We start from the raw sequence: 24,448 nt of genomic DNA on the forward strand, positions 1-24,448 counted from the left end.
CCCCTCTGTCCTGCCGGACATCTCCCCCTCGAGGGGGGAGATCGGCTGCCAGCTTGGCTTTCGCCAATTACAACGGTTGAAAGATTGGCGCGCCACCGAAGCTGCCAATCTCCCCCCTCGAGGGGGAGATGTCCGGCAGGACAGAGGGGGGCGCTCAAGCGCGAGTATCTCATATCATGCTAGCCCTCCTCCTCCGCGATATCCGCCTTTCGATTCGGGCCGGCGGCGGGGCGCTGACGGGCGTGATCTTCTTCCTCGCCGTGATCGCCACCATTCCCTTCGGCGTCGGGCCGGACCTGAGACTGCTAGCCCGCATCGGCCCGGCGATCCTGTGGATCGGAGCACTGCTCTCTTGCTTGCTCGGCCTCGACCGGTTGTTCCAGGCCGACCGCGAGGACGGCTCGCTCGATCTCCTGGTGCTTGGCAACGACCGCCACATGCTGGCGCTGACGGTGCTCACCAAATGCCTGGCGCATTGGGCGGGCAGCGTGCTGCCGCTGGTGGTCGCCGCGCCGCTGCTCGGCCTGTTCATGAACATGGAGCCGATCGCCATCGGCGCCACGGCGCTTACGCTGCTGGTCGGCACGCCGGCGATCACCTTCATCGGCGCCGTCGGCGCGGCGGTGGCGGTGGCGCTGCCGCGCGGCGGGCTCCTGATTTCGGTGCTGGTGCTGCCGCTGACCATCCCGGTGCTGATCTTCGGGGTTTCGGCGAGTTACGGCGCGACGGCCAATCCCGATCCGTTCCTGCAACCTTTCCTCATTCTTGCCGCGCTGACGTTGTTTCTTGCCGTGCTCGGACCGCTGGCGGCGGCGCTGGCGCTGCGCCATGGCACGGATTGAGCCGGCCACGACCGGCAAGGGCTGCGGCGCGGCGGCCAATTGCGCGGTCACCGGCGTGGGGCTAAGGGAAGGCATGATCGAGCGCGGCGGAAGGATCGAATTGGCGGGCGGCATGCCGACGAGGCAGCCGGCATGAGCCCGCATGCGCTCTACGTCACCGCCGCCTATGCCGTCACGGCGATTGCGCTGGCCGGGCTGATCGGCTGGATCCTGCTCGATCAGCGGGCCCGCAAGCGCGAACTGGCCGAACTCGAGGCGGCGGGCGTGCGCCGACGCTCCGACAAGGGCGGGGAGCGCGCGTCATGAGCACGGATATGCCAACGCCGGCGCCGCCCCGGCGCCGCCTGTTCGTGCTGTTGCCGCTGCTGGTCTTCCTCGGGCTGGCGGGGCTGTTCCTGGCGCAACTCCTGTCGGGGCGCGACACTTCGGAGGTGCCGTCGGCGCTGATCGGCCTGCCGGCGCCGCCGACCAACCTGCCCCCGCTGGACGGCACGAACCTGCCGGGACTCGATTCGAAATCGTTTGCCGGCAAGGTGACGCTGGTCAACGTCTTCGCCTCATGGTGCGCGCCTTGCCGCGAAGAGCACCCGGTGCTTTTGGGGCTGGCGCAGGACAGGCGCTTCACCATGGCGGCGCTGAACTACAAGGACCGGCCGGAAAACGCCCGCCGGTTCCTCGGCGATCTCGGCAATCCGTTCCAGGCGATCGGCGTCGACGAGGCCGGCCGCACGGCGATCGACTGGGGCGTCTATGGCGTGCCGGAAACCTTCGTCATCGGCAAGGACGGCAAAATAGCCTACAAGCATGTCGGCCCGCTGACGGCCGAGACGGCTCAGACGCTGCTGTTGCCGCAGATCGAGAAGGCGCTGGCCGCGCCGAACTGAGGCGACTGGCCGGCCTACTTGCCTGCCTTGGCCCGCTCGATCGCGTCGACGATCATCTTCTTGGCGTATTTGGAATCGTGCCAGCCCTCGATCTTGACCCATTTGCCGGGTTCGAGATCCTTGTAGTGCTCGAAGAAGTGCTGCACCTGATCGCGGGTGATCTCGGGCAACTGCGTGTATTCGGTGACGTTCTCGTAACGCAGCGTCAGCTTCGGCGACGGCACGGCGATGACCTTCTCGTCCTGGCCGGCATTGTCTTCCATGATCAGCACGCCGATCGGCCGCACATTGATGACGCAGCCGGGCACCAGCGCGCGCGTGTTGCAGACCAGCACGTCGATCGGATCGCCGTCGCCAGACAGCGTGTGCGGAACGAAGCCGTAATTGCCGGGATAGCGCATCGAGGTGTGCAGGAAACGGTCGACGAACAGCGTGCCGGCCTCCTTGTCCATCTCGTATTTGATCGGCTCGCCGCCGATCGGCACCTCGATGATGACGTTAACGTCCTCGGGCGGATTCTTTCCGGTGGCGATGGCTTCAATACGCATGACTTATCCCTCTCTCGATTGGCAGACCGATAGCGGGCGGCGCAAAATGGTGCAATGCGGCGAATGGTGCTCAAGAACGCCCAGCAAGACGCAATGGCATTCAATGCGTTCAATCATTAGCAGAAGATGTTTCAGTGTCGTGATTGCGTAGGTTGCGCTTCGCGCCGCTTACGCGATCGTTCCTCGCCGGTCATTCCCAGACGAAAGCAACCTTCTTCAGCGCCTTCTGCTCGAATATCTCGACGCCTTCGGCGATATCGCGGCCGCCGGCGCCGGAATAGAATGCGAGCGCGTTCTGATTGTCTTCCAGCGCCCACACCACCGTGCCCTTCAATCCGTGGTCGGCAAGCCGCGCCCGTGCCGCCTTGAAAAGCCGGCTGCCGAGCCCGATGCCCTGATATTCCGGCCGAAGGTACAATTCATAGATCTCGCCCTGCTGCTTGAGTTCGCGGGCCCGGTTCTTGCCGATCGTGGCGTAGCCGGCAACCGTGCCGCCAATCTCGATCACCAGGACGATGGCGGCGCGGCGGATGGCATTGGCCCACCAGTCGGCGCCGCGACGGTTGATCATCGATGTCAGGGTGCGGTGCGGGATGATGCCGCTATAGGCGCCGCGCCAAGCCTGCAAATGCACGTCGGCGATCGCCGCGGCGTCGCGCGATTCGGCTTTGCGGATATCGATGCTCAGCGTATTCATGATTTGTTAACCATAAACCCGCATCGCTCGAATGCAAGAGTCCGGGCAGTCCGGAGGACGCTTTCTCACAGGCCGTCATCGCCTGCGCAATGCGCGTTCGAGGCTGTCGGTGGAGCTCAAATCTCGACCAGATGATCGTCGAGCTCGTTGGTGTCGCCCGACGTGACCGGGAAGTGCTCGGCGAGCACCGCTCCAACCGATCGGATCGCCTTGACGAAGCCGTCGGCAAGCCGGTCGTCGCCGGCATGTGCGGTAAGCTCGCGCACCACATCGTCCCAGACATGCTGGCCGACCTTGGCGTCGATGCCTGAATCGGCGACCACCTCGGCGTAGCGCTCGGTGACCGAGACGAAGACCAGCACGCCGGTGCGCGCGGTCGTGCGGTGGACGTTGCGGGCCAGGAACTGCTTCAGTGCGTTGTCATGCGCGGTCTGATAGCGCAGCCGTCTCGGCACCATATGGATGCGCAGCCCCGGAAAGGCCCATAACAGCAAAAGAAAGCAGGCCAGCGCCAGAAGCTGGGCAATGACGAAGTGCGGCAGACGGATGGTGAGCCACCAGGCCTCGAGCCCATAGGCGACGGCGAGGCTGACCAGCAGCGTGGCGAGAGCCGCCACGAAGGCAGCCGGAAAGAAGTAGTTGCCGCTGGCATGCGCCACCACGCAGTAGATTTCGCCGTCGGTCCTTGATTCGGCGGCGCGGATCGCCCCGGCGATGCGTTCATGGTCCTGCGGACTGATCGGTCGTATCGCCATGATCCCTCTCACCAGCTTCCCGAAGAGCCGCCGCCGCCGGAAGAGCCCCCACCGCCGGAGAAACCACCGCCGCTACCGCCCGAGGACCAGCCACCGCCGCCCGACCAGCCGCCGCCACCTGACGACCAGCCGCCACCCGACGATCGCCGGCTCGGCTCGAACGTCATGCCGAGCCAGCGGTAACGGCCGGGACCGATCTTCTGGCCGAAGATCGGCGGCAACACCGAGGCCGCTATGCTGCCGAAGAAGATGAGCGCCCAGATGCCGATGAAGATGGCGAAGAACAAATCGTCGGAATTGAACGGCGCCTGCTGGTTGCGCTTGCCGCGTGCTTCCAGCTCCTCGGGATTGCCGTTGAGCACCATGATCATGTCGTCGACGGCCTTGGTGATGCCGCCGGAGAAATCGCCGGCACGGAAGGCCGGCACCATGTCGTTTTCGATGATCAGCTTGGTGTGCAGGTCGGTCAGCGTGCCTTCCAGCCCGTAGCCGACCTCGATGCGCATCTTGCGGTCGTTCGGCGCGACCAGAAGCAGCACGCCGTTGTTCTCCTTCGCCTGGCCGAGTTTCCAGAACCGGTACAGCCGGTTGGCATAGGGCTCGATCTCCTCGCCGCCGAGACTGGGGATGGTGGCGACGACGATTTGATCGGAGCCTTTCGTCTCGAAATCGGCAAGCTTCTGCGTCAGTGCCGCCCTGGTCGCCGCATCGATGATGCCTGCATTGTCGACGACACGGCCGGTCAGCGCCGGGAGCTCGGCGGCGAGGGCCGCAAATGGCACCACGAGAACGAGGAGCAGGACAGCGACGCGATACATGGCGCGTCGTCCCTCATTGGCGAGCAGGATCACCACGTCGGAATCCGGCAATCATCCGCCCTGTTTCGTGCCGAAATCGACCTTCGGCGTCTGCAATTTGTCCTCCTCGACCGTGAAATTGGCGAAGGGCTCGTTGCCGCGGAACCAGAACGTCGCCCACAGCACCGAGGGGAAGGTCCGCAGCGTCAGATTGTAGTCCCTGACCGCCTGGATGTAGTCACGCCGCGCCACCGCGATGCGGTTCTCGGTGCCTTCGAGCTGCGCCTGCAGCGCCAGGAAGTTCTGGTTGGCCTTCAGGTCCGGGTATGCCTCCGACACAGCGAGCAGCCGCGACAGCGCGCTGGTCAGCCCTGCCTGGGCGTCCTGAAACCTCTTGAGGGCTTCGGGATCCTTCAACGTTTCTGGCGTTACCGTGACCTGCGTCGCCTTGGCGCGCGCCTCGACCACAGCGTCGAGCGTGTCCTTTTCGTGCGAGGCGTAGCCCTTGACCGTCTCGACCAGGTTGGGGATGAGGTCGGCGCGGCGTTGATACTGGTTCAGCACCTCGCTCCACGCCGCCTTGGCGTTCTCCTCCGCCGTCGGGATGGTGTTGTAGCCGCAGCCGGCAAGCAGCGGCAGCATGACGGCCATCACCAGCAAGGCGGGCAGCGTGCGGAATGTCGGGAAAGCAAGGCGCTGGGCAAACATGATCGGTCCCCTCGGTAGAAGTTGCATGCGAAGCATTACCACAATCGGCGCACAAGAAAACGACCTCGGCGCAGACGGTTGTCGATGGGATCACGGTCGGTCGCAAGGCGCTGTAATTGACGGGGCGAACGCGCTAAGGTCGCCACGAAACAGGACAGCATCATGGCGCAGCGCCAGGACAGCGACACCGAATCGCGCCGCATCCTCGAGCGCGTCGCGCGCGAGACCGATCCGGCCGCCACTTCGCTCGCGGCGCGGACCGCGAAGGCCGTTCGCGACCACGTCGCGGCGGCCGATGCCGACCGCGCGGATCCGATCGAAGTCTGGGGCACGCGCATTGGCAGGATAATTGGGCTGCTGCTGGCGCTGGGCCTGATGGTCTGGCTCGTGCTTTTCCTCGCCCGGGGCAGTTAGGAATCCAATGAGCACCGAGCAAGCCGACGCGCCGCGCGCGGTCATCGTCATTTCCAGCCATGTCGCACGCGGTTCGGTCGGCAATCGCGCCGCCGTCTTTGCGCTGGAATCGCTGGGTTTCCCGGTATGGGCGGTGCCGACAATCCTCCTGCCCTGGCATCCCGGCCATGGGCGCGCGACCCGCATCGTGCCGCCGCTCGATCAGTTCAAGGCATTGATGGCCGATCTGGAGCGCGCGCCGTGGCTGGGCGAGGTCGGGGCGGTGCTGTCGGGCTATCTCGGCGAGGCCGGCCAGGCCGAAGCCGTCGCCTCGCTGGTCGCTGCGGTCAAGGCGAGGACGCCCGACGCCGTCTATATCTGCGATCCGGTAATGGGCGATTCGGGCGGGCTCTATGTGCCGGAGCCGACGGCGATCGCCATGCGCGACCGGCTGATGCCGATCGCCGACATTGCTACCCCTAACCGCTATGAGCTGGAATGGATGGCCGGCGTGCCGTTGCCCGACCTGAAGTCGGTGATGGCCGCGGCGCTCCATGCGGGGCCTTCAACCATGCTGGTCACCTCGGCGCCGTCGATGATTTCAGGCGGCACCGGGAATCTTCTGCTCGACGGCAGCCAGGCGCTGCTCGCCGAGCACCGCGTCATCGACAAGCCGCCGAACGGTTTGGGCGACCTGACAGCGGCGGTCTACCTGGCGCGCATCCTCTCCGGCCAGCCGGCGATCAAGGCGCTGCAATCGACGACGGCGGCGGTCTACGAGATCCTGGCGCGCACGGCCAAACGCGGCGGCGACGAATTGCAGCTCGAAACCGATGCGCAGAGCCTGTCGCACCCGATGGCGATGGTGCAGCTTCGCCATCTCACGCATCCGGGGCGGGACCGCCGCGCGTGACATCGGCCGAAGTCGTTGTTGCCGGCGTCGACGGCTGCAAGGCCGGCTGGATCGTCGTTCGACGTGCACCCGGCTCATTGCCCTCCGTCGAAATTTTCGCCAGCTTCGCCATGCTGCTCGCTGCGGTTCCCGACGACGCGATCGTCGCCGTCGACATGCCGATCGGCCTGCCTGAATTTTCGAGCAAGGGCGGGCGCGGACCGGAGGCGCAGGTCAGGTCGCTGCTCGGGCCACGCCAATCCAGCGTCTTCTCGATCCCCTCTCGTGCGGCACTCTACGCCGATACCGCCGAGTTCACTTCGATCGAAGCCTGGTACGCCGCGCACCGCCGGGCGAGCGACGTGGCCAGGACGACATCCGATCCGCCGCGCGGCGTTTCGATTCAGGCATTCGGCATCTTTGGCAAAATACGCGAGATCGATACGTTGCTGATCTCGCGGCCCGAACTGCGTGGCCGCGTCTTCGAATCGCACCCGGAAGTGGCTTTCTGTCGGCTCAACGGCGGGCAGGCCATGCTGCTGCCGAAGAAGGTCAAGGGCAGCATCAATCCGGCCGGCATGGCGGAACGCAAGGCGCTGCTTAGCCGGCACGGCTATGCCATAGACTTCCTCGATCAGGCGCCGCCGCGCGGTGCGGCCGCCGACGATTTCCTCGATGCGGCGGCGATGATGCTGATCGCCGGCCGCATCGCCGCCTGCACGGCACGGCCGTTTCCCGACCCGCCACTTACCGACGGCTTTGGCATACCGGTCGCCATCTGGGCGTGACAACATTGCCCAGCTTTGCGCCTGACGCAGGGCATTTCTCACCAACCCCACAATTCTGCATTGCTCGCGACGGGCTTTTACCGCTAGAGCGTTTTCTCGACCGCAACGAGCTGCCGCCTCCAACCCGGAAAGCCGCCCATGCCTCACCTTCCCGACCACCTTCTTGCCGGCTACCGCAATTTCATGAACGGTCGCTATCTCACCGAGAGCGGCCGCTATCGCGAGCTCGCCCGGGAGGGGCAAGCGCCGGAAACCATGATCGTCGCGTGCTGCGATTCCCGCTCGGCTCCCGAGGCGATCTTCGACGCAGGGCCCGGCGAACTCTTCGTGCTGCGCAATGTCGGCAATCTGGTGCCGCCTTACGAGCCGGACGGCGAGTTCCACTCGACCTCGGCCGCGCTCGAATTCGCGGTGCAGAGCCTCAAGGTCAAGAACATCGTTGTCATGGGCCATGGCCGCTGCGGCGGTATCCGTGCCGCGCTCGACGCCAATTCCGCGCCACTGTCGCCGGGCGATTTCATCGGCAAATGGATGAGCCTGATCGCGCCGGCCGCCGAGACCGTGTCGGCCAGCACCTTCATGACTGCGACGGAGCGCCAGACGGCGCTGGAGCGCATCTCGATCCGCTATTCCCTCGCCAATCTCAGGACCTTTCCCTGCGTCTCGATCCTTGAGGGCAAGGGGCGGCTGTCGCTGCACGGTGCCTGGTTCGACATTTCGACCGGCGAGCTCTGGGTGATGAACAAGGAAACCGGCGATTTCGAGCGCCCGGTGCTGGAGTGACCGAAACGGCACGCCAGGCAATGAACATCCGGCCGGTCATGTTCACCGCCGCCGCACTGCTGATGGCGATCATGGCCGCCCGCGCCGATGACGGCGCCATCATCAGCCGGTGGTATTCGGCCCTGCTGGTCGCCGACCGCACCGAACTTTCCGACCTGCTCGCCGACAATGTGCGCATCGAACTCGACGACCTCGGCATCGTGCAGGGAAAGCAGGAGTTCATCGCCTCGCTCGACGAATGGAAAGGTGCGGTTGCTGGTGCCGCGATCCGACACCGGATCGAGAAGAACGAAGGCGGCGTCACCACGGTGATCGCCTGCTACGACTTCCCCGACAACGACATGCTGATGCATGAGACCTTCGCCATAGCGGGCGACCGCATCACGGCCAGCACGCAGAAAGCGCTTGCGGAAAGCTGCGAAGCCTACTGACCGGCAGCGCTGTTGCGCGCGCCGGACGAGCGCCCTACATCGGTGATTTCAGCCCCTCCCGACCTGCCAGCCCGAAAGACAATCCATGCCCGCCACGAAAGCCGTCGACCTCGCCGCCCATCCGCTGACCACGTGGCAAGGGCCACTCGGCCTGCCCGATTTCGCCCGATTTGGCGACGATGAATTCGCACCCGTCTTCGACGCGGCGCTGAAGGCGCATGAGGCCGAGATCGAGGCCATCGCCGCGAACGAGGATACGCCGACCATCGAGAACACGCTTCAAGCCCTGGAGCTCGCCGGCGAAGCGCTCGACCATGTCTCGTCGATCTTCTGGTGCCGTGCCGGGGCCCACACCAACGAGGACATCCAGGCGCTGGAGCGCGACATCTCGCCAAGGATGTCGAGGCATTTCTCGGCGATCTCGATGAATGAAAGGCTCTTTGCCCGCATCGACGACCTTTACCGGCGCCGCGAGACGCTCAAGCTCGATGCCGAGACGCTGCGGGTGCTGGAAAAGACCTGGAAGGCTTTTGTCCGCTCGGGCGCGAAACTCGACGCCGAGGGCAAGAAGCGGCTGGCAGGGATCAATGAGGAGCTGTCGTCGCTCGGCACCGGCTTCGGCCAGAACGTGCTTGCCGACGAGCGCGACTGGGCGCTGTTCCTGGACGAGGCCGACCTGGCCGGACTGCCGGATTTCGTGAAGAGCTCGATGGCCGAAGCCGCCGAGATGCGCGGCCAGAAAGGCCGCTACGCCGTCACCTTGTCGCGCTCGATCTACGAGCCGTTCTCGACCTTCTCGGAGCGCCGCGACTTGCGAGAGATCGCCTTCCGCGCCTTCACCATGCGCGGCCAGAATGGCGGCGCGACCGACAATACGGCCGTGGTGCGCGACATGCTGAAGCTGCGCGCCGAGAAGGCGAAGCTGCTCGGCTACGGCTCCTTCGCGGCGCTGAAGCTCGACGACACCATGGCCAAGACGCCCAAGGCGGTGCACGACCTGCTCGATCCCGTCTGGGAAAAGGCGTTGGAAAAGGCCGCCGCCGACCAAAAGGAGCTGGAACGGCTGGCGGCGGAAGCCGGCAGCAACGAAAAATTCGCCGCCTGGGATTGGCGTTTCTACCAGGAGAAGCTGCGCGCGGAGAAATTCGCCTTCGACGAGGCGGAATTGAAGCCCTATCTCCAGCTCGACCGGATCATCGATGCCTGTTTCGACGTCGCGACAAGACTGTTCGGCATCACCTTCGAAGAGAGGAAAGGCATTGCCGCCTGGCATCCGGACGCGCGTGTGTTCGTGGTGAAGAATGCCGATGGCAGCGAGCGCGGCCTGTTCCTGGCCGACTATTTCGCGCGGCCGTCGAAACGCTCCGGGGCCTGGATGAGCGCACTGAAATCAGGCTACCGCCTGGGCCCCGGCGCGAGCCCGATCATCTACAACATCATGAATTTCGCCAAGCCGCCCCTGGGCGAGCCGGCGCTGCTGTCGGTGGACGAGGCGAAGACCTTGTTCCATGAATTCGGCCATGCCCTGCACGGCATGCTGACCGACGTCACCTGGCCTTCGGTGTCGGGCACTTCCGTCAGCCGCGATTTCGTCGAACTGCCCTCGCAGCTCTACGAACACTGGCTGACCGTGCCGGCGGTGCTGGAAAAGCACGCTTTGCATGTCAAGACCGGCAAGCCGATGCCGAAGGCTCTGCTCGACAAAATGCTGGCGGCGCGCACTTTCGGGGCTGGCTTTGCCACGGTGGAATTCACCGCCTCGGCGCTGATCGACATGGCCTTCCATGCAAGGCCCGACGCGCCTGAGGAGCCACTTCGTTTCGAGGCCGAAACGCTCGAAAAACTCGACATGCCCGACACCATCGCGATGCGCCACCGCACGCCGCATTTCGGCCATGTCTTTGCCGGCGAGGGCTATTCGGCCGGCTACTATTCCTACATGTGGTCGGAAGTACTCGACGCCGACGCCTTCGCCGCTTTCGAGGAGACGGGCGACCCCTTCAATCCCGCGCTGGCCGAGCGGCTGAGAAAGAACATGTATGCCGCCGGCGGCTCGAAGGATCCGGAAGAACTCTACACCACGTTTCGCGGCAAGATGCCGTCGCCGGAAGCCATGATGGTGAAGCGGGGGCTGGTGTGATCAGCCAATTTCCCCCCTTGTGGGGGAGATCGGCTGCTTCCACGGATCCGCCACCCTTGGCCAGATCGCCCGCTTCAGTTTCCTGTAATCCGTCACCGCCGGATTGCTGGGGTACGCGCTCGGCGCCGAGAGATAGATGATCTCGGCGGCGATCGGTTCGAAGCCGGCGTAGAAATGGTTGGTCGATTTGATCAGCAGCATGTCCTTGGCCAGCGGATCGACGCCGATGTTGGAAAAAATGTCCGGCTCGAAGGTCTGCGTGCGGTTGGTGTTGAGGATGATGTCGACCTCGGTGCCCTCGATGCGGATCAACGCGGCGGGCCCGAGCGTCACCCGGCTCGGCCCGAAGCTCTGCCAACCTTCGGCGAGAACTTTCAGCATCATGACGCGGGCGTCGATCGGCTCGCCGGCCTGGGGACCGGCCTTGCCGCCGAAACGCAGGTCGATGACGGCGCCCTCGCCCGCGGCCCGGCAGAAGGTCACGGCGACCGGATCCCAGATCGTCGCCACGCCGACATTGTCGATGCCGCGGGCCAAAAGCTCCCGCAGCACGATGGTGCCGTCACCCGGCACGCCGCCGCCCGGATTGTCCCAGATGTCGGCGATGACCACCGGCCTGCCGCGCTTTTCAGCGTGCACCGCCAGCGCCCGATCGATGCCATCGCCGGCGCTCAGCATCGTCATCGCCGTCTTTTCGCGCATCGCGTAGAGCTCGCGGCCCAGCGTTTCGGCCAGCGCGTCGCCCTTGGCCTTGTCATTGTCGGTGACGACGAGGATGCGCGTGCCCATTTCGGGCACATCCGCCGCCATGAAGCCATGGATGACCGAGACCGACAGCACGCCGTCCCTGCCGTGCAGCGCCTTGATGCGGTCGACGAAGGAGCGCATCGGTTCGCGGCTGGTCGGCAGCACCTGGATCATGCGGCAGTCGAAGGTCGAGATGACGGGCTTGATCTCCCCGCGCGCCGCGGCGAGGCCAAGCTCGACGACATGTTCGCCGCGCTCATAGAAGTCGGTGTGCGGGAATTCGAGGAAATAGGCCATGACATTACAGGCCGCCACGCGTTTGGGCGTGAGATGGCTGTGCGGATCGAACTCGCAAGCGATCACCACGCCAGGCCCGACGACCTCGCGCACCCGTTCGAGCAGGTCGCCCTCGCAATCGTCGTAGCCTTGCGCCACCATGGCGCCATGCAGGCCGAGAATGACGGCCTCGACCGGCAGCGCCGCCCTGAGCTGGCCCAGAATCTCGTCGCGCAGCGCCTCGTATGTCTGCCGCTGCACCAGGCCGCCGGGTTCGGCCCAGGTGGCGGTGCCCTCGATGACGGTCAATCCCTCTGCGGCCGCGCGCCGGCGCAGCGCGACGATCGGCGAGGAGCACAGCGTCGGCGTCTCCGGATGCTTGCCCGGCCCGGCATAGAAGGCCATCTCGAACGATGCCCTGTCGGTCGGCACCGGCGAAAAGGTGTTGGTTTCCGTCGCCAGCGAGGCGGTGAAGATGCGCATGAAAGCTCCGTGGACAGGTTACTCTTCGTTCTCGCAATTCCGGACGGAAAACCGCCACACACTTTTTCAATGGAATTGCTATTTGACGGCCCCGAGCGCCAGCCCCCGCACGAGGTAGCGCTGCAGCCAGATGAACAGGATCGCCACTGGCAGCGTCGCCAGCAGCGTGGCGGCCATGACGTGATGCCATTCGATGGTGTAGCGCCCGGCGACCAGCGAGAACACCTGGATCGGCAGCGTATAGCTCTCCTGGCTGCGCAGCATGGTGAGCGCCACGACGAATTCGTTCCAGGCGTTGATGAAGGTGAAGATGGCGGTGACGGCAATGGCCGGCAGGCAGAGCGGCAGAAACACTTTGCGCAGCGTCAGCCAGCGGCCGGCGCCTTCCATCCAGGCCGCCTCCTCGAGATCGCGCGGGATGGTGTCGAAATAGCTCTGCAGCATCCACACGGTGAAGGCGACGTTGAAGGCCATGTAGATGAAGCCGAGCGCGGTCGTCGATTCGACCAGCCCCCAGGCGGCCATCAACCGGAACAGGCCGAGCACCAGCACGATCGGCGAGATCATCTGCGAGATCAGCAGGAACTGGCGGAAGGCGCTGTAGCCGGCAAAACGAAAGCGCGACATGGCATAGGCCGCCGGCACGGAGATCAGGATAGCCCCGACGGTGGCGATCACCGAGACATAGAGCGAATTGGCGAGCGCCCGGCCGAAGCCGGTCGCCACCCACATGTCGGCAAAATTCGACCAGCGGAATTCGCTCGGCCACCATGTCGGCGACAGCACCTCCTGCCGCGGCTTGACCGCGGTCAGGAACATCACCGCGAAGGGAAAGATCGTCACCACGATCAAAGGCGCCAGCAGCAGCCAGGCGATGACGGTACGCTTCAGCTTGCTCCTCATGCGCGCTGCTCCCGCATGGCGAGGCGCACATAGATCATGGTGAAGACCAGCAATATGGCGAACATCACCAGCGACACGGCGGAAGCCTCCCCCAGTTTGCCGATGCGGAAGGCAAGCTTGTAGAGGTGAGTGACCAGGATGTCGGTCGAGTTGGCCGGCCCGCCCTGCGTCATTACCCAGATGATCGGGAAGGAATTGAAGACGTAGATGGTGTTGAGCACGATGGCGATGTTGATGAACGGCTTCAGGAGCGGAAAGGTGATTTCGCGGAACTGCTGTGCCGGCGTCGCTCCTTCGAGCGCGGCGGCCTCGTAGAGATCGTCCGGAATCGAAGACAGGCCGCCGAGAAAGATCGTCGTGGTGAACGGCACCGTCACCAATATGCCGATCAGCACCTGCATCGGGAACGCCGTCTCGGCGCTGGCCAGCCATTGGACATTGTGATCGATCAGGCCGAGGCCGAGCAGCGCCGAATTCAGCATGCCGCTTTCGCCGCTCAGCGCCCAGCGCCAGACCACCGCCGTCATGGTCAGCGACACCGCCCAGGGCAGCATGATGATGACGCGGGCAAGGCCGCGGCCGTAAAAATCGGTGTTGAGGATGATCGCGACCGGGATCGACAGAAGCAGCGCGCCGCCAACCACCAGCACGGTCCATATCCCCGTGCGCCACAGTGCCGCGACGAAATCGGGATCGGCGGTGAGGGCGGCGAAATTGGCAAGGCCGCTGAATTCGCGCAGCTGGCCGAAGCGGTTGACGTCATAAGTTGCGATCTGGATCAGGTCCCAGACCGGCCAGAAGATCACGATTGCCGCCAGGAACAGGCTGGGCAAGGTCAGCAGATAAGGCAGGAAACGATTTTGCATCGGCTGGTTTGTACCGTGTTGCGGGTGGAGATTGGATTGCGCTGGCCTAACAGATTGACTTAATCCCGCCTCGTTCTTCTCAGGGGCACAGCTTCAGGACTCCTTGCAAGCGTCGCTGCGCCCCCTGCCTGCCCGTCCTCCGCAGCAGTTGCGGAAGGGGGCCCTTCCTCTCCCCCGTCGACCGGGGGAGAGGCGTCGAGCGAAGCTCGACGGAGTGGGGGTCGACTCTTGGGCGCAAGGCGAGGCGATGCTTGCGCTTCCTATGTCCGTCGCGGCTTTGCCAGGTGGTTCCCCCACTCCGTCTCGGCTTCGCCGAGCCACCTCTCCCCCCTCCGGAGGGAGAGGAAAGGAGCCTGGCTGGGGCGGCGCTGATATCGATGAACTATCTTTCTGCTCGAGTCTGCAAGATGTGGCGCGCCCCGCCTGAGTGGGGCGCGCCACGGGCGCAGGGAGATACGCCCTATTTCTTCAGCACGGCGTTGGCCTTCGCCGCCGCATCCTTCAAACCCGCCTCCGGGTCGCCGCCGAGGTATATCTTCTGGATCGCGTCCGACGTGATCTGGGCGATCTCCTCCCAGCCCGGGATGACCGGCGCGAAGCGGGCGTCGGGCAACAGCGCGGTGAAGGCGGCGAGGTCGGCATTGTTGACGTAATAGTCCATCTTGGCCTCTTCCTTGTTCACCGGCAGGAAGCCTTCGCCTTGCGTGAACTTGGCGCGCTGTTCCGTGGTGAACAGGAAGTCGAGCAGTTTCCAGGCCTCGTCCTTGTTCTTGGAGTTCTTGAACATGATGATGGAATCGGTGACGCCATAGGTGCCGCGCGCGCCCGTCGGGCCGGCGGGTATAGCCGCCACGCCGTATTTCAGGCTCGGCGCCTCTTCCTTGATCTGGTTGGACAGGAAGGGTGCGGTGATCATCATGCCGACCTTGCCCTGCTTGAACAGGTTCTGGACGTCCTCACGGTTGTTGGAGGTGACGCCAGGCTCCGTCAGGCCCTCGTCGATCATTGACTTGTAGAGCTTGGCGGCTTCGAGCGCGCCAGGCGTGCTCAAGCCCGATGTGCCGTCCTTGTTGAGGATCTCGGTGCCGTATGACCACATCGCATAATAATAATAAACGTCGGTCTCGATCTCCTTGCCCTGCAGGCCGAAGCCGAATGTGCCGGACCCCAGCGCCTTGATCTTGCGGGCGTCCTCCTGCAGCTCGGTCCAATTGGCCGGCGGCTTGGCGATGCCTGCCTTCTCGAACAGCTCCTTGTTGTAATACATGGCGCGCGCCGAAGCGGCGATCGGCAGACCGTAGGTCTTGCCGTCCATGATCGAGGGCGACAAGAACGTGTCGATGAAGCGGCCCTTGAAGTCTGGCGTGATGTAGCTGTCGAGCGGCTCGGCGACGTCCTGCTGCACGAAATCGATCAGCCAGCGCGTGCCGATGATCGAGAGATCCGCATTGGTGCCGGCGGTGATGTCGGTGGTCAGCTTCTGCAAGAGCACATCCCACGGCACCACTTCGAACTTGACCGTGATGCCGGGGTTCTTTGCCTCGAACTCCTTCTTGACCTCCTCGAAGTAGGGGCCGGTCTTGGCGCTGTATTCGGCGACGGTGACGCGCACCTCGCCGGCTTGCGCCTGTGCCGCGAAGGCCAGCATGCTCATTCCGGCCATCAAGCCGACAGTCCATTTCGCAATGCTCATCCGATCTCTCCCATTTTGTTCCGCGCTTTTGCGCTCCTCACGCCGATGTTGGCGCAGGATTATGTGACTTTCCTACATTATCGAGGATCTGGCCGCACGCAAGCAGATTATCGTGTTGCTTAATTACATTCCATTCACTAGCCTGCCGACATCTGCCTAGAGCAGTTCACCGTTTCAAGGAAACGGAGAACCACTCTAACTCTTTGTTTTGACGCAATTCCGGACGGAAAACCGTATACACTTTCCTGGAATTGCTCGAACTGCCGGAGGAGCAAGCGCCGTGGTTTCGAAAGCCGAGTTCGAAGGCCGCACTGTCGTTGTCACGGGCGCCGGCGGTGGCCTCGGCTCGGCGATCGTCGCGTTGCTGGCCGGAAGAGGCGCGCGGGTGATCGGCTGCGATCAATCGGAGGAGGCGCTGGCAAGCCCGCACCTCGCCTCGCGTCATGTCTTCAACCTTCTCGACCGGGTTTCAGTCGAGGCAGCCATCGCGGCCGTGCTCGACAAGGACGGCGTGCCCGACATCCTGATCAACAATGCCGGCTGGACGCGCGCGGAGACGCTCGGCGCATTGACGACCGACAGGATAGGGCAGGAAGTCGATCTCAACCTGACCGGCGTGATGACTTTTGCCGACCCGCTGGTCAAGGCGATGGCGGCGCGCGGTTCGGGCAGCGTCGTCTTCATTTCTTCCGTCAACGCCATCGCCCATTTCGGCAACCCCGCCTATGCCGCCGCCAAAGCCGGCATCAACGCCTATGCCAAGGCGATCGCCGTCGAGCTCGGCCGCAGCGGCGTTCGCGCCAATGTCGTCTGTCCGGGATCGATCCGTACCGCCGCCTGGGACCATCGCCTGGCCAAGAACCCGGATATTCTCGGCAAGCTCCAGCGGCTCTATCCGCTCGGCCGCATCGTCAATGCCTCGGAGGTGGCGGAAGCCGTGGCGTTTCTTGCCTCCGACCGGGCGTCCGGCGTAACGGGCGTGGTGATGCCGGTGGATGCCGGCCTGACCGCCGGCTGCCTGCCGTTCATCGACGACATATTGGGAGCGTGACCATGACCGACGTCCAGTTCCGCGGCCTTTCGAAATCCTTCGGCCAGCACAGCATCCTCGAGAACATCGACCTCGACATCGAGAGCGGCGAATTCGTCGTGCTGGTCGGCCCGTCCGGCTGCGGCAAGTCGACCTTGCTGCGCATGCTGGCCGGACTGGAAACGATAAGCTCGGGCGATCTCGTCATTGGCGGCGTGCGCGCCAACGACCTGCCGCCACAGCAGCGCAACATCGCCATGGTCTTCCAGTCGTATGCGCTGTTTCCGCACCTCAAGGCCTCCGACAATATCGGCTTCGGGCCGAAAATCCGCCGCGAGAACCGCGCCGCGGTCGAGGACAAGGTCAAGAAGGCATCCGGCGTCCTCAACCTGTTCTCCTATCTCGACCGTTACCCCCGGCAATTGTCGGGCGGCCAGCGCCAGCGCGTCGCCATGGGCCGCGCCATCGTGCGCGAGCCCTCGGTCTTCCTGTTCGACGAACCGCTATCCAACCTCGACGCGCAATTGCGGGTGCAGATGCGCACCGAGATCAAGGCGCTGCACCAGAGACTGAGATCGACGGTCGTCTATGTCACCCACGATCAGATCGAGGCCATGACCATGGCCGACCGCATCGTGGTGATGGATCGCGGCCGGATCCAGCAGGTCGGGCCGCCACTGGAGCTCTATGACCGGCCGGCCAACAAGTTCGTTGCCGGCTTTCTCGGCTCGCCCTCGATGAGTTTCGTTTCCGGGTCCCTCAAGACGACGGCCACGAACAGCTGGTTCGAATCGACCGGCGGCGGAAAGCTTGCGCTTGCCGGCAAAGAGGTGCGGACAGGCGGCGCGGTGGAGGCCGGCATCCGGCCCGAACATTTTGTCATCGGCGAAGCTGCCGACGCCATGACCATCAAGGTGGACGTCGTCGAGCCGACGGGCTCCGAAACGCATGTCTACGGCGCCATTGGCAGCGATACGGTGCGCGTCGTCTTCCGCGACCGGATGCAGGTGAAGCCGGGCGACCGCCTGCCGGTCTCGGTCGAGCCGCGCAACGTCCATCTTTTCGACAAGGCGACGGGCCTGCCTCTATGAAAGCACAAGCGTGAAGACAACGGCATGAAGACACCGGCCGACATCATCACCCGGTTGCAACTGATGTCGCAGGACGGCACCAAGTCGGATCGTCGGCTGGCGGGCCTGGTCCTGTCCGATCTCGATTTCGCCTCCAAGGCGGCGATCTCGGAGATCGCCGCGCGCGTCGGCGTCAGCGAGCCGACGGTGACCCGCTTCTGCCGCAATCTCGGCTGCGAAGGCCTGCGCGACTTCAAGTTCTACCTGGCGCAGGCGATCGCCATCGGCGGACAGTATCTGTCGCCCGAGCCGCTGAGCCGCGACGCCCGCGAGCAGCGCATCGCATCGGCCATCACCGAGGCGGCGATATCGGCCATCCAGCGCGCCAGCGAAAACCTCGACATGACGACGCTGGTCGATGTCGCCGCGCGCATTGCCACGTCAGGCAACGTGCTGTGCGTCGGCTCCGGCGGCATTTCCTCGATGATGGCGACCGAGATGCAGAACCGGCTGTTCAGGCTGGGCCTGCCGGTGCTGGCGCAGATCGACGGGCAATTGCAGCGCATGTACGCCGCCGTGGCCACGCCCGACACCACGCTGGTCGCCTTCTCGGTTTCCGGCTATGCACGGTCGGTCATCGAGGCGGTGCAGGTCGCGCAGCAATATGGCGCCACAACGGTCGCCGTCACCGCGCCGGACTCGGCATTGGCCAGGGCCGCCGACACCGTCATCCATTTGCAGCCGCTCGAGGACGGCAACATCTACAAGCCGACATCGTCGCGCTATGCGCTGCTGGCGATCGTCGACATGATCGTCACGTCGGTGGCCGAGACGCGCGGCCCGAAGGTGCTGGAGAATTTGCGCCGCATCAAGCAGAGCGTGAACACGCTGAAGGTCGACGATCCGCGTTTGCCGCTGGGCGATTGAACTTCAGGCCGAAGCACTGAGCGCCTCGATGCGCTGCATCAGCACCTGGGGTTCACCCGTCACGCGCAGCGTCTTGAGCCGTGCCGTGCCGCCGGCGACAACCGAAACGGCCGAGGCCGGTACTCCAAGAGTCTTGGCGGCCAGCTTCTCCAGCGCTTGATTGGCGGCGCCGTTTTCGGGCACGGCGCGGACCCGTGCCTTCAAATGGCTTCGCCCATCAGCCGATGTCTCGATGCCTTCGAACCTGTCCATGGAAGACTTCGGTGTCAGCCGGACGAACAATTCGATGCCGTTCTCGCGGATGCGGAACGGGGCACTCATGCGAGCATCGGGTTCACAGCACCAGCGGTGCCACGGTGATGAGCAGGAACTGCCTGAGGAAGAACAGGATCAGCAGCAGGATGATCGGCGAGATGTCGATACCGCCAAGGTCCGGCATGAAACGTCGGATCGGCCTGAGCGCCGGTTCGGTCAGCCGGTAGAGCATATTGCCGATGCTGCCGACAAACTGGTTGCGCGAGTTGACGACGTTGAAGGCATAGAGCCAGGAAAAGATCGCCGAGATGATGATGACCCACCAATAGAGGTCGAGCGCCATGACGATTGTTTGAATGAGGGCGAGCATGCCGGTCTCCAATTGTTGCCGACATGTAGCCATTGCGCGCGAAACCGGCAAGGGCAGGCTTCGGCCGCCAGGATCTCGGCAAAACGTCGCCTTGACAGAAAACTGCCGTGCCCGATAAATGCGCCATCCGCTGGACGGGGCTGTAGCTCAGCTGGGAGAGCGCGTCGTTCGCAATGACGAGGTCAGGGGTTCGATCCCCCTCAGCTCCACCAGCGGGATAGTCGTTTTCTTCTCTTCGCTGCATTGCAACAGCCGAAGCCACGTCGGTGGCTACGGTGCGAAATGTCACGACACTGGCGCCCTTTTCCGTCCATCATGAAGGATTGCGAGAGCCTTCCGGGGCAAACGCCTGTCAATTGGACTTATGGCGGTGATCGCTATGGAATCGCGCTATTTTTTTTGGAATCCACCCCATTAGAGTGACATTACCAAATCAGTTTTTTCTGTGTGTTGTAGCAAGGCGTTTCGGTGGGGGCGGCTGACGGCGCTATACGGATTTGGAAGTCGATATGAAGAACCCGCCCGCGGAAGCAAAACGTGTCAATTCGCGAGTATCTCGCTGCAAATCTCAGACGGCTCTGTAAGGAGCATGCCTCGGTAAGCGCGGTATGCCGGGAATTGGGCATCAATCGCACGCAGTTCGAACGCTACCTTCAGGGACAGACTGTTCCGAACAAAGCGACAGCCAAGCTGATCTGCGACTATTTCCGCATCGACGAAGCCGAATTGTACCGGGAACCGGGCGCGCCGAAGCCTGCGGTTCGCGGCCTGCCACCGATTTCCGAAAGCCTGTTCAACCAAATGATCCGGCCGCCCGCCCCGTCGATCGCGGGCGGCACCTACTTCACCTATTTTTCGATCCCGGCCCGCCCCGACCTGTTGATGCGGTCGGTGACCTTCGTGCGGCGCGACGCGGAGCTGGTGACGTTCCGAAGGGTTACCGGATGGTCGGAGCGCCGGGGAACGACATGGGCGCGGGCGCGCGGCAATCATTACGGCGTGGCGATCTCGCGCCTGAACTGGATCTACTTCAGCGGCGTCAATCGCCGCCAGACCGGTGAACCATCGCTGATCTCGGTGCAGTGGGCTCCCATCTCGGAACCGGTACTGATTGGCAAGGCCATGCTTCTAACGGAAGCCGGGCCGGCCTTCGTGTCGGTCATCATGCGGCAGGACGTATCCATCGGCCCGCGGCAGGCGATCCGCATGGCGCACGTCGTCAAGCTCGACGACCCGAGCCTCGACCACCTCGTGGTCAGCCTCGCTCGGGACGGGCTGGACTGATCGCGTCAGAATCTTCCCTTTTTACGCTAAATAAGAATAACTCTATCCGGAAATAGCGTATGCCGGCAGTCATCTACTCCGTATGTGAGTAAAATCGATTTATTGTACTTTATGGCTAAGAAAGATAATTTAGATTAATGCAGTTTTACTACCATTTTAACAAACCATTAACTCTTTCGATCTTACCTTCCGCCCGTGGATCCCGTTTTTGGGGATCTTTTCAAGAGATCCCATTGGGGTCAGGAAGGGATGAAAATGGCGAAGAAAGTGAACACTGCTCCGAAGCTGACGATTGCCGCAGGCACCCAGACCGTCTTCTTTTCGCAGGGCATGCACTACAACAAGCGCTGAGCTGCCCGAGGCGCCGGCGACGGTTGTTCGTCGGCGCCTCGCCTTCGCAATGACATTTCTGCATTCGGCTTTCGGCATCATGAAAATGCGCTCCGCAAAAACGCTTGTCTTCTACCCCGACGCCAACAAGGTCACGGCGTGCAATTTCCTGACCAGAAGCGTCTTCGAATGCAGTTCCGAGGTGATCGGTCTTCTCGCATCCTGGGACAAATGGGCATCCGCCGCGGAGATCGCGCGGGACCACGGATGGTCGCGATCAGAGCTGGATGCCGTCATCCCCCAATTGCTCGATTTTTCCGCACTGGTGACCGCCGGGTCGCAACTGGCCGAACAGGAGAGCCAATTCTCGGGACAATGGAACTGGGGCATTCCGACCGCGCTGATGCATTTCTGCGTCCAGGACAGCGAGTTCATGACCATCGAACAGGCGGAGGCACGGCAGATCGAACGCGCCGGTCACACCGTGCAGCCCGACCTCGTGCTCAGGAATTCCGCGGCGGCCATCCGGCTGCCGGACGCGCTGGACGACAATGAACTCATTGCCCTGATGGCGCAGCGTCGCACGAACCGAACGGCGGCGGCGCCCACCATCACCGCGAAACAGCTTTCCGACTGCCTGTTCGCGGGCATGGGCATCACCGGCGAGACCAGCAACTGCGTTGGCGCCCTGCCGCTGGGCATGACCCCTTCCGGCGGCGCGAGAAACCCCTACGAAGCCTATGTGGTCGCGCCGGCGGTGGAAGGGCTGGAGCCCGGCGTCTATCACTACTCGGCTGTCGGACACGATCTTGAAAGGATTTCGGCGAACCACCTGCCGAAAATCTCCGAGCTGGTCGGCGGACAGGAATGGGCCGACCCCATGCCCTGCCTGGTCCTGCTCTGCGCAAGGCTCGACCGCACCATGTGGAAGTATGAGGACGCCAACGCCTATCGTGTCGTGCTGATCGAAGCTGGCCATATCGGCCAGAACATGATGCTTGCAGCGACCAGGCACGGCCTGTCGGCCTGCCCGACCGCGGCGCTCAGCCACTCGGCGATCAAGCGCCTGCTCGGCCTCGACCGGCTCACCGACGCGCCCATCTACGCCTTGACACTGTCTATCCCGGAAACCGATCCGCGCCCGGCAGCGGGGTCGATCAATTAGCCGACTGATTATGTTCAGAGTGCCCGGTGAGGGGTCCCCTGAATTCCACCACATCACAGGAGCAGCAAGTGGCCAACCAATCCCTACGCCAGTCCGAGATCGACAGTCTCCAATATATCGCGTCGATGGCCAATGAGCTGGTGCAGATGGCCGAAGCAAGCCGTTTCCCCATGATGTCCTATCTGCTGGGCATGGCTTATGCCGAGGCTTTCGACGTCCTTCGCGGCGCCCGGCCGGCGAGGCATCCGCAGCTCAGCGGCAATTCGATGCACCCCAGGACGCAGGCGAAAGACAATCGCGTCCAGCCGAGGAGAGCATAGCCAGATCCGGCCATCATCTCGGTGCGCAATGGCGTGCCCCGGGACGTGCGCGGCAAGGCCTGCTGCCGTCCTTGAGGAAGGCCGCCGTCGGCTTGACCGCATCGAGATGGCCTATTGGTTTGGTTGGAACACGCGGGCGCAGAGGCAACATCATCCAAGGCCGGCCGGCCGATGTCGCCGCGATCGCTGCAATGATCGCCCGCAGCCCGCCGAACCGGCCTTTATGCACGACGACCTGAGGGGAACCCACAAATGAACATGATCGCAGCCATCAAAAGCGCCGATGCCGGTGAAAGTGTCTTCAGCCGCCTCCATGCCCTGATCGCCAGCCGGCCGGCATCGCCGGATGCGGCGCGCCTTCAAGCGCGCCAACTGGTTTCCACGGCGATAGCCGACACCTGGCACGCCGACAGTCTCTGGGGCGCGGTGGATGCCTTCCATGCCCATTTCGACTTCATGATGCAGACCATCGAGATCAACGGCGCCGGCGATCCGAACCTCAGGATCCTGCGCATGAGATGCCGCTTCTACCTCGAGCAGGTCGAGGCCCTGTGTCTGTCGATGAGCTATCGGTAGGCCGACCGTTCGACCTTGCTTTGATCCGTGGACGTCGTTTCTCCCGAACCGGGTTCAGTCTTGGGCGGCATGCGTCAATTCCGAAGGCTGAATACGAATGGCGCCGTGCGGCTGACGCGCGAACCCAGCTCCGGCGGCGGCGGCGGCACGGTGGCGCCCTGCAGCACGGCGAGCGCGGCGCGGTCGAGGTCGGGATCGCCCGAGGAGCGGACGACGCGCGCCGACGTCACCCGGCCTGAGGCGTCCACCGTGAAGGTGACGTTCGCATTGCCTTGCGAGCGTCGCGATTTCGCGGCGCTCGGATAGCGCGTATGCCGCTTGATCCATGACAGCAGCCGCGATTCCCACTTGGCCGGGCTGACGCCGGACGCCCCGGACGCCGATTTCGGCGCCGCTGTCCTGGGGGCGGGCTTTGCTTCCGCGCTCGCGGCGGTTATCGTCTTCGGCGGCGCCTTATCCTTTTTCGGCTTGGGCTTCTCGACCGGCTTTTTCACCTTGGCCTGGACGGGTTTCTTTTCCGTGGGCGTCTCGACCGGCTTCGGCTGCGGCAGCGGCACGACGACGTCAGGCGCGACCGTCTCGACCATGTCAGGGACGATCTCTTCAAGCGGGGGTTGGTCGGCCGGCTCAGCCCGCGTCGTTTCAGTCGGTTCGGTCGTGTCAGGCGGCGTTGCATCCGGCTCGGCAACGGGCTCCGCTTGCTCGGCCATTTTCTCGGGCTCGGCTTCGGCGGCCTTTTCGGTGTCCTCGACCGGCTCGGCCTGGTCGGGCACAGCGGCGTCCAACATCGCGGCTTGTTCGGGCACGGCCGGCGTCGCGACCATCGGCGCCATCTCGATGGCCAGCGCCGGCGGCGCCCCGCCATCCGCCGGGTCGACCGGAGTGAAGCTCTGTACCGCATAGGCGACCGCAACATGCGCCCAAAGCACCAGCGCGGCCGCAACCGCCCACAGGCCGAGGTCGCGCCAGCCGAGGCGCGACAGCTCCACCGTGGGCGAGGCGGCCGCTTGCCCGGTCATGGACCAGCGGCTCCGCCTGGATCCGCTGCGGGAGCACCGCCGGCGGGCGCAGCCTCCAGGCCGACCAGGGCGATCTTCAGATAGCCGGCGCCGCGCAGCAGGTTCATTGCCTCCATAAGGTCGCCATAGGCAACCGCCTTGTCGGCGCGAAGGAAGATGCGCGTCTGCTTGTCGCCTTTGGTCCTGCCGTCCAGCGTGGCGGCGAAAACCTGGCGCGGCACGGTGTCATTGCCGATCGCCAGCGAGAGATCATCCTTCAACGTCAGGAACAGCGGCGTCTCCGGCCGCGGCGCCGGCGTCGCGGTCGAGCCCGGCAGGTCGACATTGACATCAACCGTCGCCAGGGGTGCTGCGACCATGAAGATGATCAGCAGCACCAGGATGACGTCGATGAAGGGCGTGACATTGATCTCGTGGCTTTCCTCGAGATCGTCGTCCATGGCTTGACGGATGCGGCTGCCCATGGTCTTGCCCCG

Annotated in this window: 30 protein-coding genes and 1 tRNA gene; 18 read left to right on the top strand and 13 right to left on the bottom strand. The window is 64.0% G+C overall.

Annotated elements, in window-relative coordinates; translation table 11 throughout:
• The first annotated feature begins 176 nt into the window (after positions 1-176).
• From ccmB to FJ426_RS22215, 4 genes are read left to right on the top strand one after another with little or no spacing between them, the layout of a single operon-like run.
• Complete coding sequence (ccmB, locus tag FJ426_RS22205; protein ID WP_140514012.1) at positions 177-842, top strand: heme exporter protein CcmB; 666 nt, start codon at positions 177-179, stop codon at positions 840-842.
• Positions 829-978 (top strand): hypothetical protein, encoded by a 150-nt coding sequence (locus FJ426_RS31475; RefSeq protein ID WP_181172205.1) that lies wholly within the window; start codon positions 829-831, stop codon positions 976-978. The genes ccmB and FJ426_RS31475 overlap by 14 nt, the downstream gene beginning before the upstream one ends.
• Positions 975-1,148 carry a heme exporter protein CcmD gene (gene ccmD, locus FJ426_RS22210; protein WP_140514011.1) on the top strand — a complete coding sequence of 58 codons (174 nt, stop codon included), beginning with the start codon at positions 975-977 and terminating at the stop codon, positions 1,146-1,148. The genes FJ426_RS31475 and ccmD overlap by 4 nt, the downstream gene beginning before the upstream one ends.
• Complete coding sequence (locus tag FJ426_RS22215; RefSeq protein WP_140514010.1) at positions 1,145-1,726, top strand: DsbE family thiol:disulfide interchange protein; 582 nt, start codon at positions 1,145-1,147, stop codon at positions 1,724-1,726. Before ccmD ends, FJ426_RS22215 begins: the two co-directional genes overlap by 4 nt.
• A 14-nt stretch (positions 1,727-1,740) precedes the next feature.
• Here the strand turns inward: FJ426_RS22215 and ppa are convergent, their stop codons facing one another.
• From ppa to FJ426_RS22240, 5 genes are all read right to left on the bottom strand, one after another.
• On the bottom strand, positions 1,741-2,274 hold the full coding sequence (gene ppa, locus FJ426_RS22220; protein ID WP_140514009.1) for an inorganic diphosphatase: 534 nt from the start codon (positions 2,272-2,274) through the stop codon (positions 1,741-1,743).
• A 190-nt stretch (positions 2,275-2,464) separates the two neighbouring features.
• Entirely contained in the window at positions 2,465-2,971 is a 507-nt protein-coding gene (locus FJ426_RS22225) for a GNAT family N-acetyltransferase (RefSeq protein ID WP_140514008.1), read from the bottom strand.
• Between the two features lie 116 nt (positions 2,972-3,087).
• On the bottom strand, positions 3,088-3,726 hold the full coding sequence (locus FJ426_RS22230) for a TPM domain-containing protein (RefSeq protein WP_140514007.1): 639 nt from the start codon (positions 3,724-3,726) through the stop codon (positions 3,088-3,090).
• Positions 3,727-3,734: 8 nt separating this feature from the next.
• On the bottom strand, positions 3,735-4,544 hold the full coding sequence (locus tag FJ426_RS22235) for a YgcG family protein (protein ID WP_181165206.1): 810 nt from the start codon (positions 4,542-4,544) through the stop codon (positions 3,735-3,737).
• A gap of 51 nt (positions 4,545-4,595) precedes the next feature.
• Positions 4,596-5,231 (bottom strand): LemA family protein, encoded by a 636-nt coding sequence (locus FJ426_RS22240; RefSeq protein ID WP_140514006.1) that lies wholly within the window; start codon positions 5,229-5,231, stop codon positions 4,596-4,598.
• A gap of 162 nt (positions 5,232-5,393) precedes the next feature.
• Here FJ426_RS22240 and FJ426_RS22245 point away from each other — a divergent pair, with 162 nt between their 5' ends.
• From FJ426_RS22245 to FJ426_RS22270, 6 genes are all read left to right on the top strand, one after another.
• Positions 5,394-5,645 carry a hypothetical protein gene (locus FJ426_RS22245; protein WP_140524617.1) on the top strand — a complete coding sequence of 84 codons (252 nt, stop codon included), beginning with the start codon at positions 5,394-5,396 and terminating at the stop codon, positions 5,643-5,645.
• Positions 5,646-5,652: 7 nt separating this feature from the next.
• Positions 5,653-6,537 (top strand): pyridoxal kinase PdxY, encoded by an 885-nt coding sequence (pdxY, locus tag FJ426_RS22250; RefSeq protein ID WP_140559231.1) that lies wholly within the window; start codon positions 5,653-5,655, stop codon positions 6,535-6,537.
• A complete protein-coding gene (locus FJ426_RS22255) occupies positions 6,534-7,304 on the top strand; it encodes a DUF429 domain-containing protein (RefSeq protein ID WP_140524621.1) in 771 nt (256 codons plus the stop codon). Before pdxY ends, FJ426_RS22255 begins: the two co-directional genes overlap by 4 nt.
• A gap of 138 nt (positions 7,305-7,442) precedes the next feature.
• A complete protein-coding gene (locus FJ426_RS22260) occupies positions 7,443-8,087 on the top strand; it encodes a carbonic anhydrase (RefSeq protein ID WP_140492485.1) in 645 nt (214 codons plus the stop codon).
• Positions 8,088-8,107: 20 nt separating this feature from the next.
• The gene (locus FJ426_RS22265; protein ID WP_181168552.1) at positions 8,108-8,518 is read left to right on the top strand and encodes a nuclear transport factor 2 family protein; all 411 of its coding nucleotides are present in this window, start codon (positions 8,108-8,110) and stop codon (positions 8,516-8,518) included.
• A gap of 85 nt (positions 8,519-8,603) precedes the next feature.
• Complete coding sequence (locus FJ426_RS22270) at positions 8,604-10,658, top strand: M3 family metallopeptidase (protein ID WP_140559232.1); 2,055 nt, start codon at positions 8,604-8,606, stop codon at positions 10,656-10,658.
• Here FJ426_RS22270 and FJ426_RS22275 read toward each other — a convergent pair whose 3' ends face one another.
• From FJ426_RS22275 to FJ426_RS22290, 4 genes are all read right to left on the bottom strand, one after another.
• A complete protein-coding gene (locus tag FJ426_RS22275; protein WP_140559233.1) occupies positions 10,659-12,164 on the bottom strand; it encodes a M81 family metallopeptidase in 1,506 nt (501 codons plus the stop codon). It lies immediately after the preceding gene.
• Between the two features lie 78 nt (positions 12,165-12,242).
• Positions 12,243-13,067, bottom strand: coding sequence for a carbohydrate ABC transporter permease (locus FJ426_RS22280; protein ID WP_140492497.1), 825 nt, complete (start codon positions 13,065-13,067; stop codon positions 12,243-12,245).
• Positions 13,064-13,933, bottom strand: coding sequence for a sugar ABC transporter permease (locus tag FJ426_RS22285; protein ID WP_140559234.1), 870 nt, complete (start codon positions 13,931-13,933; stop codon positions 13,064-13,066). The genes FJ426_RS22280 and FJ426_RS22285 overlap by 4 nt, the downstream gene beginning before the upstream one ends.
• Before the next feature lie 460 nt (positions 13,934-14,393).
• Positions 14,394-15,626 carry a sugar ABC transporter substrate-binding protein gene (locus tag FJ426_RS22290; RefSeq protein ID WP_140492503.1) on the bottom strand — a complete coding sequence of 411 codons (1,233 nt, stop codon included), beginning with the start codon at positions 15,624-15,626 and terminating at the stop codon, positions 14,394-14,396.
• Between the two features lie 280 nt (positions 15,627-15,906).
• Here FJ426_RS22290 and FJ426_RS22295 point away from each other — a divergent pair, with 280 nt between their 5' ends.
• Genes FJ426_RS22295 through FJ426_RS22305 form a run of 3 tightly spaced genes read left to right on the top strand, consistent with a single transcriptional unit; the run spans position 15,907 to position 18,653 of the window.
• On the top strand, positions 15,907-16,677 hold the full coding sequence (locus FJ426_RS22295) for an SDR family oxidoreductase (RefSeq protein WP_140492506.1): 771 nt from the start codon (positions 15,907-15,909) through the stop codon (positions 16,675-16,677).
• A 2-nt stretch (positions 16,678-16,679) separates the two neighbouring features.
• Positions 16,680-17,747, top strand: coding sequence for a sn-glycerol-3-phosphate ABC transporter ATP-binding protein UgpC (gene ugpC, locus FJ426_RS22300; RefSeq protein WP_140825525.1), 1,068 nt, complete (start codon positions 16,680-16,682; stop codon positions 17,745-17,747).
• Positions 17,748-17,771: 24 nt separating this feature from the next.
• Positions 17,772-18,653: a MurR/RpiR family transcriptional regulator gene (locus FJ426_RS22305; RefSeq protein WP_140492512.1), complete on the top strand. Its 882-nt coding sequence runs from the start codon at positions 17,772-17,774 to the stop codon at positions 18,651-18,653.
• 3 nt (positions 18,654-18,656) lie between these two features.
• On the opposite strand, the gene FJ426_RS22310 is transcribed toward FJ426_RS22305, so the two are convergent.
• Complete coding sequence (locus FJ426_RS22310; protein WP_140513996.1) at positions 18,657-18,974, bottom strand: DUF167 domain-containing protein; 318 nt, start codon at positions 18,972-18,974, stop codon at positions 18,657-18,659.
• A 13-nt stretch (positions 18,975-18,987) separates the two neighbouring features.
• Positions 18,988-19,278 (bottom strand): YggT family protein, encoded by a 291-nt coding sequence (locus FJ426_RS22315; protein WP_140559236.1) that lies wholly within the window; start codon positions 19,276-19,278, stop codon positions 18,988-18,990.
• Between the two features lie 136 nt (positions 19,279-19,414).
• Between FJ426_RS22315 and FJ426_RS22320 the strand changes: the two genes are divergently transcribed.
• The 5 genes from FJ426_RS22320 (at position 19,415) to FJ426_RS22345 (ending at position 22,953) form a co-directional block, all read left to right on the top strand.
• Positions 19,415-19,490 (top strand) — tRNA-Ala (locus FJ426_RS22320).
• A 325-nt stretch (positions 19,491-19,815) separates the two neighbouring features.
• Positions 19,816-20,562, top strand: coding sequence for a helix-turn-helix transcriptional regulator (locus tag FJ426_RS22325; protein ID WP_140492521.1), 747 nt, complete (start codon positions 19,816-19,818; stop codon positions 20,560-20,562).
• A gap of 400 nt (positions 20,563-20,962) precedes the next feature.
• The gene (locus FJ426_RS22335) at positions 20,963-22,057 is read left to right on the top strand and encodes a SagB/ThcOx family dehydrogenase (RefSeq protein WP_246675581.1); all 1,095 of its coding nucleotides are present in this window, start codon (positions 20,963-20,965) and stop codon (positions 22,055-22,057) included.
• A gap of 68 nt (positions 22,058-22,125) precedes the next feature.
• On the top strand, positions 22,126-22,377 hold the full coding sequence (locus FJ426_RS22340) for a hypothetical protein (RefSeq protein ID WP_140513987.1): 252 nt from the start codon (positions 22,126-22,128) through the stop codon (positions 22,375-22,377).
• Positions 22,378-22,629: 252 nt separating this feature from the next.
• Positions 22,630-22,953: a hypothetical protein gene (locus tag FJ426_RS22345; protein WP_140492528.1), complete on the top strand. Its 324-nt coding sequence runs from the start codon at positions 22,630-22,632 to the stop codon at positions 22,951-22,953.
• Between the two features lie 74 nt (positions 22,954-23,027).
• Here the strand turns inward: FJ426_RS22345 and FJ426_RS22350 are convergent, their stop codons facing one another.
• Positions 23,028-23,972 (bottom strand): energy transducer TonB, encoded by a 945-nt coding sequence (locus tag FJ426_RS22350; RefSeq protein ID WP_140559237.1) that lies wholly within the window; start codon positions 23,970-23,972, stop codon positions 23,028-23,030.
• On the bottom strand, positions 23,969-24,436 hold the full coding sequence (gene exbD, locus FJ426_RS22355) for a TonB system transport protein ExbD (protein ID WP_140554807.1): 468 nt from the start codon (positions 24,434-24,436) through the stop codon (positions 23,969-23,971). Before exbD ends, FJ426_RS22350 begins: the two co-directional genes overlap by 4 nt.
• Positions 24,437-24,448 lie beyond the last annotated feature (12 nt).

This window comes from Mesorhizobium sp. B2-6-4 (assembly GCF_006441495.1).
Classification (GTDB): Bacteria; Pseudomonadota; Alphaproteobacteria; order Rhizobiales; family Rhizobiaceae; genus Mesorhizobium.

What these genes read in the sequence shown, in the direction of transcription:
- ccmB (WP_140514012.1), top strand. Translation starts at nt 177, where the DNA reads ATGCTAGCCCTCCTCCTCCGCGATATCCGCCTTTCGATTCGGGCCGGC.
- FJ426_RS31475 (WP_181172205.1), top strand. Translation starts at nt 829, where the DNA reads ATGGCACGGATTGAGCCGGCCACGACCGGCAAGGGCTGCGGCGCGGCG.
- ccmD (WP_140514011.1), top strand. Translation starts at nt 975, where the DNA reads ATGAGCCCGCATGCGCTCTACGTCACCGCCGCCTATGCCGTCACGGCG.
- FJ426_RS22215 (WP_140514010.1), top strand. Translation starts at nt 1,145, where the DNA reads ATGAGCACGGATATGCCAACGCCGGCGCCGCCCCGGCGCCGCCTGTTC.
- ppa (WP_140514009.1), bottom strand. Translation starts at nt 2,274, where the DNA reads ATGCGTATTGAAGCCATCGCCACCGGAAAGAATCCGCCCGAGGACGTT.
- FJ426_RS22225 (WP_140514008.1), bottom strand. Translation starts at nt 2,971, where the DNA reads ATGAATACGCTGAGCATCGATATCCGCAAAGCCGAATCGCGCGACGCC.
- FJ426_RS22230 (WP_140514007.1), bottom strand. Translation starts at nt 3,726, where the DNA reads ATGGCGATACGACCGATCAGTCCGCAGGACCATGAACGCATCGCCGGG.
- FJ426_RS22235 (WP_181165206.1), bottom strand. Translation starts at nt 4,544, where the DNA reads ATGTATCGCGTCGCTGTCCTGCTCCTCGTTCTCGTGGTGCCATTTGCG.
- FJ426_RS22240 (WP_140514006.1), bottom strand. Translation starts at nt 5,231, where the DNA reads ATGTTTGCCCAGCGCCTTGCTTTCCCGACATTCCGCACGCTGCCCGCC.
- FJ426_RS22245 (WP_140524617.1), top strand. Translation starts at nt 5,394, where the DNA reads ATGGCGCAGCGCCAGGACAGCGACACCGAATCGCGCCGCATCCTCGAG.
- pdxY (WP_140559231.1), top strand. Translation starts at nt 5,653, where the DNA reads ATGAGCACCGAGCAAGCCGACGCGCCGCGCGCGGTCATCGTCATTTCC.
- FJ426_RS22260 (WP_140492485.1), top strand. Translation starts at nt 7,443, where the DNA reads ATGCCTCACCTTCCCGACCACCTTCTTGCCGGCTACCGCAATTTCATG.
- FJ426_RS22265 (WP_181168552.1), top strand. Translation starts at nt 8,108, where the DNA reads ATGAACATCCGGCCGGTCATGTTCACCGCCGCCGCACTGCTGATGGCG.
- FJ426_RS22270 (WP_140559232.1), top strand. Translation starts at nt 8,604, where the DNA reads ATGCCCGCCACGAAAGCCGTCGACCTCGCCGCCCATCCGCTGACCACG.
- FJ426_RS22275 (WP_140559233.1), bottom strand. Translation starts at nt 12,164, where the DNA reads ATGCGCATCTTCACCGCCTCGCTGGCGACGGAAACCAACACCTTTTCG.
- FJ426_RS22280 (WP_140492497.1), bottom strand. Translation starts at nt 13,067, where the DNA reads ATGAGGAGCAAGCTGAAGCGTACCGTCATCGCCTGGCTGCTGCTGGCG.
- FJ426_RS22285 (WP_140559234.1), bottom strand. Translation starts at nt 13,933, where the DNA reads ATGCAAAATCGTTTCCTGCCTTATCTGCTGACCTTGCCCAGCCTGTTC.
- FJ426_RS22290 (WP_140492503.1), bottom strand. Translation starts at nt 15,626, where the DNA reads ATGAGCATTGCGAAATGGACTGTCGGCTTGATGGCCGGAATGAGCATG.
- ugpC (WP_140825525.1), top strand. Translation starts at nt 16,680, where the DNA reads ATGACCGACGTCCAGTTCCGCGGCCTTTCGAAATCCTTCGGCCAGCAC.
- FJ426_RS22305 (WP_140492512.1), top strand. Translation starts at nt 17,772, where the DNA reads ATGAAGACACCGGCCGACATCATCACCCGGTTGCAACTGATGTCGCAG.
- FJ426_RS22310 (WP_140513996.1), bottom strand. Translation starts at nt 18,974, where the DNA reads ATGAGTGCCCCGTTCCGCATCCGCGAGAACGGCATCGAATTGTTCGTC.
- FJ426_RS22315 (WP_140559236.1), bottom strand. Translation starts at nt 19,278, where the DNA reads ATGCTCGCCCTCATTCAAACAATCGTCATGGCGCTCGACCTCTATTGG.
- FJ426_RS22335 (WP_246675581.1), top strand. Translation starts at nt 20,963, where the DNA reads ATGACATTTCTGCATTCGGCTTTCGGCATCATGAAAATGCGCTCCGCA.
- FJ426_RS22345 (WP_140492528.1), top strand. Translation starts at nt 22,630, where the DNA reads ATGAACATGATCGCAGCCATCAAAAGCGCCGATGCCGGTGAAAGTGTC.
- FJ426_RS22350 (WP_140559237.1), bottom strand. Translation starts at nt 23,972, where the DNA reads ATGACCGGGCAAGCGGCCGCCTCGCCCACGGTGGAGCTGTCGCGCCTC.
- exbD (WP_140554807.1), bottom strand. Translation starts at nt 24,436, where the DNA reads ATGGGCAGCCGCATCCGTCAAGCCATGGACGACGATCTCGAGGAAAGC.